The sequence below is a fragment of the Pseudoflavonifractor hominis genome, assembly GCF_014288125.1.
GTDB classification, from domain to species: Bacteria; Bacillota; Clostridia; order Oscillospirales; family Oscillospiraceae; genus Pseudoflavonifractor_A; species Pseudoflavonifractor_A gallinarum.
Map to the genome: position 1 here is coordinate 1 of NZ_JACOPR010000031.1, position 855 is coordinate 855.

General features: G+C 50.5%; 1 protein-coding gene. It reads right to left on the minus strand.

What is annotated here, in order from left to right; all coding sequences use genetic code 11:
• The coding region (locus tag H8S34_RS15540; protein ID WP_243208052.1) for a recombinase family protein at positions 1–855 on the minus strand (855 nt) is incomplete at both ends.

Below are 855 nucleotides of genomic sequence, written 5' to 3' on the forward strand. Positions count from 1 at the left end.
GGCGTAAAGCACATCATAGCGGATATAATGCATGGAGCATTGGCGTGTGCCCTGTCCGTACTTGCTACAATGATAATGGCCGTAAGGCTTGCTGTTCTGCCTGTTCTCCCCATAGGACAGCGACCAGCCGCAATCCGCACACTTTATCAGTCCCGCAAAAATCTGTGTCGTACCGTTTTTGCGTTCCCGCCGGCGGCTTGCTATCTGCTCCTGTACCTGCCGGAAAACATGTTCGCTGATAATCGGCTCCTGCGTGTTTTCCACCCGCACCCATTCACTTTGGGGCTTGCGTACCCTCCGCTTGTTCTTAAAGGAAATGTTTGTTTCCCGGTAGTGGATGGTATGACCGATATAGGTTTCGTCTTTCATAATACTCTTGACCTGCGCTATCGTCCATGCGTAGCTTTTTTCCTCTGGCGCACCCGCATAGATGTTTGCGAAAGTCCCGTCACGCTGGAAGTTGATAAATCCCGGTGTGGGAACCTTTTCCGCAATCAGTATTCTTGTGATACTGGCCGCCCCTCTGCCATGAATGGCAAGGTCAAAAATCTTCTCCACTATCCAGCGGGTTTCCTCGTCGATTATCAGCTTGTTTTTGATTTCCGGGTGTTTCCTGTACCCGATGGGAGCATAGGCACCGATACGCTGTCCTGTGGCAAACTTCGCTTTGAAAGCGGCCTTTACCTTGCGGCTCGTATCTTTCGCAAACCATTCATTGAACAGGTTTTTGAACGGTACAAAATCGGAAAGCCCTTTCTCTGTGTCCTCATTCTCCGCAACGGCGATGTAGCGCACCCGTTTTTCCGGGAACAGAAATTCCAGATAGTAGTCCATCATCACATGTTCCCGCCCGAA